Below are 4,576 nucleotides of genomic sequence, written 5' to 3' on the forward strand. Positions count from 1 at the left end.
AGCTGCTCGATCAGGCGGGGAAGGCGCTCGTGGGCGACGTCGAGGGCGCCCGTCCGCAGTCTGCGCAGGGGGCCGGTCATCGTGCGCGCGATCGCCAGCGTCCACACGATCGCACCGGCCATGATAATGATGATCAGCGCGCCGAGGATGGCGGTTCGCTCCCAGGCGGTGGAGCGCAGGTCGCTCGCGGACCCGATGACGTCGTCGAGCAGTCCGGTCTCGACGGTGCGCAGCAGCTCGATGTGGGTGGTGCTGGCCGCGAACCACTGGTCGGGATCGATGCCGAGGTCGGGCAGCCGCTGACGCTGGATGGCACGGTCGGAGGTGCGCTTGACCGTCAGCACCGCCTGACCGTTGACGATCTGATCATAGCGGGTCCGGTCGCTGGGTCGGGCTGCGGCGCGGAACGCGTCCTGGGCCGTCTGCTCCTCGGCGAGGAGACCGGACATCCGTTCGGCGGCGCCGAACTCGAACCGGCCGGTGAGGGCCGCGGCGTAGAGCTGACCGCGGATCTGGGAGTTGATCTCCTTGATGGTCGACAGGTCATTGAGGACCGTGGTGGCGTAGCGGAGCTCGTCGTCGTCCCGGTCCTGCCCGATCCGGCGGTCGAAGGCGAGCAGGCGGCTGATCGTGGTCGAGTACTCGCTCAGGATCGCGCCGATGGGCAGCTTCCCGCCCCGGACGGCCTGACGCAGCGCGGGCAGTGCGGCGATGCTCTGCCGCACCCGCACGGACAGCGGGGAGGCCCCTCGGCCGAGACGGCCGGAGGAGGACCCCAGCGAGGCCTGGAAACGGGTTAGCACCTTGTCCACGACACGCTGCTCGGTGTTCAGCCGGTCGGCCAGCGCCCTGCTGGTCGGGGCGGCGCCACGCCCGCTCATGATGAAGCCCGCGGCGAGGTCCCGCTCGAGCTGCATCTCGTGCACCGCCGCGGTCACATCCCGGCCGAGCCTCGCCGAGGTCACCCCGTGACCGTAGCTGGCCGCGTCGGACAGCCAGGTCACGCCGGCGAGAATCGCTACCGCCAAGAAGGCCGCCATGGGCACCGCCAAGGCCGCGAAGAGCTTCCCGCGCACGGGGAGGTCGTGCAGGCGCAGCCGCCGCCACGGACGCGATCGGAACTCCCCCGCCCCGGTCGTAGCCACGGCGGGGGCCGCGGCCCCGGTCACGGCCCCGGTCACGGTCACGGTCACGGCCCCCGCCGAGTGCCGCCGACGCCGCACCGGGGATGGCTGCTCCCGGTCCCCGGGTGTGCCCGCGCCACAATGCCGGCTCTCGGCAGAGGAGCCCGGCGGGTCATCCGCCGCGACCCGCCTTCTTCCCGGCTGGACCACGAGATCCGTACCTCTCGCCCTCTCGGATCGCCCTCTGGAACTGTCCCGCCAGGCCAGTCCCGGCCCTGGCCGGCAAAGACTATGCCTTGGCCGGCAAAGACTATGTGGGCGCCCGATGTCGCCGCCGGTGGGGTCGCCAGTAGGCTCGCCTGACGATTGGCCCCGTCAATCACCCGCGCTGCTGGACAGCCCGGCTGCGGTTGTTGTCCGACAAACAACTAGTGTCGCCGCTGGCCACTGCCAGCTTTCACTCCTCACCGAGCCGGGCATGCGGGAGCACGATGATCCACGGGTTTCGAAGCACGGTCGCGGGCCTTGCGCTTCTCTCCGCGGTCGTGCTGGCCGCCTGTGGTAGCGGTGGCAAAGCCGAGCCGGCCCGAGTTTCCGGCGAGGTCAAGATCGGACTGCTCGCCCCCATGACCCATGGCGATACCGAGACGGGGCGTGACGCACAACGCGGAGCAGAGCTCGCCAGCCGTCTCATCAACGCCGGCGAAAGCTGGGCGAGCGACGGGACCAGAGACCTCTGGGGGCCAGCCGGCCGGGCCCATCTTTCTGTTGTGACATTGGATACAAGTAGCGATCCGCGCCAGACCGCGGACGCCACGTCACGCTTGGCGACCGACCACGGCGTCGTGGGCATCGTCGGCGCGTTCACCCCCGACGCCACCCTGGAAGCCAGCCAGCGGGCCGAACGCCTGCGGATCCCGTTCGTCAGCGGGGGCCCGTCGCTGACGGCGCTGACCGAACGTGGGCTGAGCTGGTTCTTCCGGATCGGACCCGACGCGGCCGACTACGGCGGCGCCTTCCTGTCCCTGCTGCGTGACGCCGAGCAGCCGGGCCAGGAACGCCGACGCGTCGCCCTGCTCTACACCAACGACGCCACCGGCCTCGATATGCAGGCGACCGTGGCGGAGTTCGCCGAGGAGACCGGTTACCCGATCGTGGCGAGCGTGGCCTACCAGCCGGGTACGGGCCAGCCGGGTACGGGCGATCTGGCCGCCGCTGTCGGCGCCCTGCAAGCCACTGCACCCGACATTGTACTGACGAATATTTCTCCCGGTCAGGGCGCAATTCTGGGAAACACTTTCCGGGATGGTGGATACATACCGCCCGCGGTTGTCGTGTACGGCGACCCGGCGGAGGCCGCCCGACTCGCCGCGGTTCCCGAGTTCGCCGATCGGGTCAGCCGCCAGGTCGCCTGGTCGATGCCCATCGCCCGGGCCAATCCGCTGGCCGCGAGAGTAATCGACCGCTATCTGCACGATTTCGGGGCGCCGATGACCGAGAATGCGGCCGAGGCCTTCACCGCCATGACCACGATCGCGCAGGCAATCGATGACGCGGGCAGTACGGATCGTGAGCTGGTCCGCTCCGCGTTGACCGCCCTGAATCTACCCGCGAGTTCGACCATCATGCCGTGGAACGGCGTCCATTTCGACGGAACCCACCAGAACACACTTTCCGCAACAGCGATCGAACAGACCACCGGTACGACATTCAGAACCGTCTACCCCCGCGACCTGGCCACGACGACAGTCAAGTGGCCCGCGCCGGGGACGGCCGTGACGACTGTCGGACACCCATCATCGAGGGCGACGTCGGCGTCACAGTCGACGCCGGGGACCAGGACCAGGACACGGACACGGAACGAGTAGGTACCCGGATCGTTCTCCCCCTGACCCGTCCACGGATCACCTCGCCGGCGCGAGATCCGCCACCAGCACCGGATCGAGGCCGCCGGGGGTGCCGTCCGGCTCGGTCTTCTCCAGCCGGAACCGGGCCGCGCGTCCGTCGAGTTCGAGGACGGCGAGCACACCGCCTGCCACACCGGGCTCGGCGCCGTGGCCGCGGCGCCGTGGCCGCTGGGCGAAGCCGTCACCGGACTGCTGACCATGGTGGCGGTCTGGGCGACCCTCTCCCGGAGACTCCTGTACGCGAGCCCTGGAGCCGCCGGCGGCGCATACCTGGCGGCGCGCACCTGGCGGCCAGGTGGTGCTGGCGACGGCGCCACGCGAGCCACTCCGGGAGGTCGGACGACAGGCTCGTCGTGTAGCGCCGTTCACGGCAGCGCGAGCGAGGATATTCTGGAGGTTTTTGAGCTGGTCCTTCAAATTCGGACCTTCCTTCAGCTATGAGCCGGTCTATGCAACTGTTGCCGCACGGAGGAGATCGGAGGTATGTCGGCTGTAGGGGTTGCGTCGGGGTATCTGGTCGGAGTCGACCCAGGGCGGAGGGATGAATTCGGGCCGGCGATCGTGGCCGATTCGGACGATCCAGCCGTGATGGTGGATAAGCCTGTGATGATATCCACACAGTAGTACCAGATTGTCAAGTGAGGTTCTTCCACCGTCTATCCAATGACGAACGTGGTGAACTTCGCACCATGACGGCGGCCGATCACACCCCGGGAATGAACAGCAGACGTCTCGGGCGATGACGGCGCGGCGTAGGTCCGCGGGTGCGGTGCGGTGGGCCCGTCCGACGTCGAGGGGGACGCTCGCCGCATCGAAGACGACGCGGGTGACCGTGGCGTCACAGGCCAGCCGGCGCAGGACACTGGCCGGCAGGGGTTGACCCCAACTGGTGGTGGCGGGCGTACCTCCCTGGCCGAGTAGTGCCGTCCAGGAGACGGTGACGGTGAGGTGGGGGCGCACGCCGCCGGTGACGGGCAGGGCTGCGGTGGCGAGGGTGCGGTGAAGGAGGTCGACGAGGGCGTCGGCGCGGCGCTGTGCAGGTGTGCGGGGGTCGAGGGTGCCGTCGTCGGCGGGGCGGGGTTTGGCCAGCGGGTCAAGTGCGCTGCGTAGGAGCGCGGCGGCTTCGGCGTCGAGTTCGCCGGTGATACGGGTGCTACCCCCGGGCAGATCGGTGATCCACAGGCCGCGCCGATCCGCGGGGGCGTCGCCCGAATCCTGGTTGCCGTTGCCCGAATCCTGGTTGTCGTTGCCCGAATCCTGGTTGTCGTTGCCGGCCGGGCCCCCTGCGGGGCCGGGAGACGTGCCGGAGTCGGCGCCCTCACGGTCGCCGTTCTGGCTGCCGGTGTTGGCGGGGCCGTCGCCGCCGGGGCTGGTGTCGATGCGGGTGAGTTGTTCCCGCAGGTGCCGGCCAAGACGGGCCAGTTCGCGGGGGTCGAACATCCGGGCCAGCTCCAGCAGGGATGCCTCCGCCGCGGTGTACACCTGCGCGTCCAGGCCGCGGGGGAGAGAACGGATCGTCGTGCGGACCTCAACCGCCTGCTCGAC

The 4,576-nt window shown here is 69.7% G+C and carries 4 protein-coding genes; 1 reads left to right on the plus strand and 3 read right to left on the minus strand.

The features are described from left to right. Positions 1–1,193: nitrate- and nitrite sensing domain-containing protein (locus tag KBI5_RS23995; protein WP_241883158.1), on the minus strand; the 1,193-nt coding region annotated here is incomplete at its 3' end. A gap of 422 nt (positions 1,194–1,615) precedes the next feature. Between KBI5_RS23995 and KBI5_RS24000 the strand changes: the two genes are divergently transcribed. Then, entirely contained in the window at positions 1,616–2,992 is a 1,377-nt protein-coding gene (locus KBI5_RS24000; RefSeq protein ID WP_011437214.1) for an ABC transporter substrate-binding protein, read from the plus strand. Positions 2,993–3,028: 36 nt separating this feature from the next. Here KBI5_RS24000 and KBI5_RS28550 read toward each other — a convergent pair whose 3' ends face one another. Together KBI5_RS28550 and KBI5_RS24005 are read right to left on the minus strand one after the other, a co-directional pair. Beyond that, positions 3,029–3,163 (minus strand): hypothetical protein, encoded by a 135-nt coding sequence (locus KBI5_RS28550; protein WP_023840763.1) that lies wholly within the window; start codon positions 3,161–3,163, stop codon positions 3,029–3,031. A 315-nt stretch (positions 3,164–3,478) separates the two neighbouring features. Next, positions 3,479–4,576: HNH endonuclease signature motif containing protein (locus KBI5_RS24005; RefSeq protein WP_085016567.1), on the minus strand; the 1,098-nt coding region annotated here is incomplete at its 5' end.

It is taken from the genome of Frankia sp. KB5, from assembly GCF_002099325.1.
In the GTDB taxonomy this organism is placed as follows: Bacteria; Actinomycetota; Actinomycetes; order Frankiales; family Frankiaceae; genus Frankia; species Frankia casuarinae.

Excerpts from the sequence above, each read along its gene's own strand:
- KBI5_RS24000 (WP_011437214.1), top strand. The coding sequence starts at position 1,616 with ATGATCCACGGGTTTCGAAGCACGGTCGCGGGCCTTGCGCTTCTCTCC.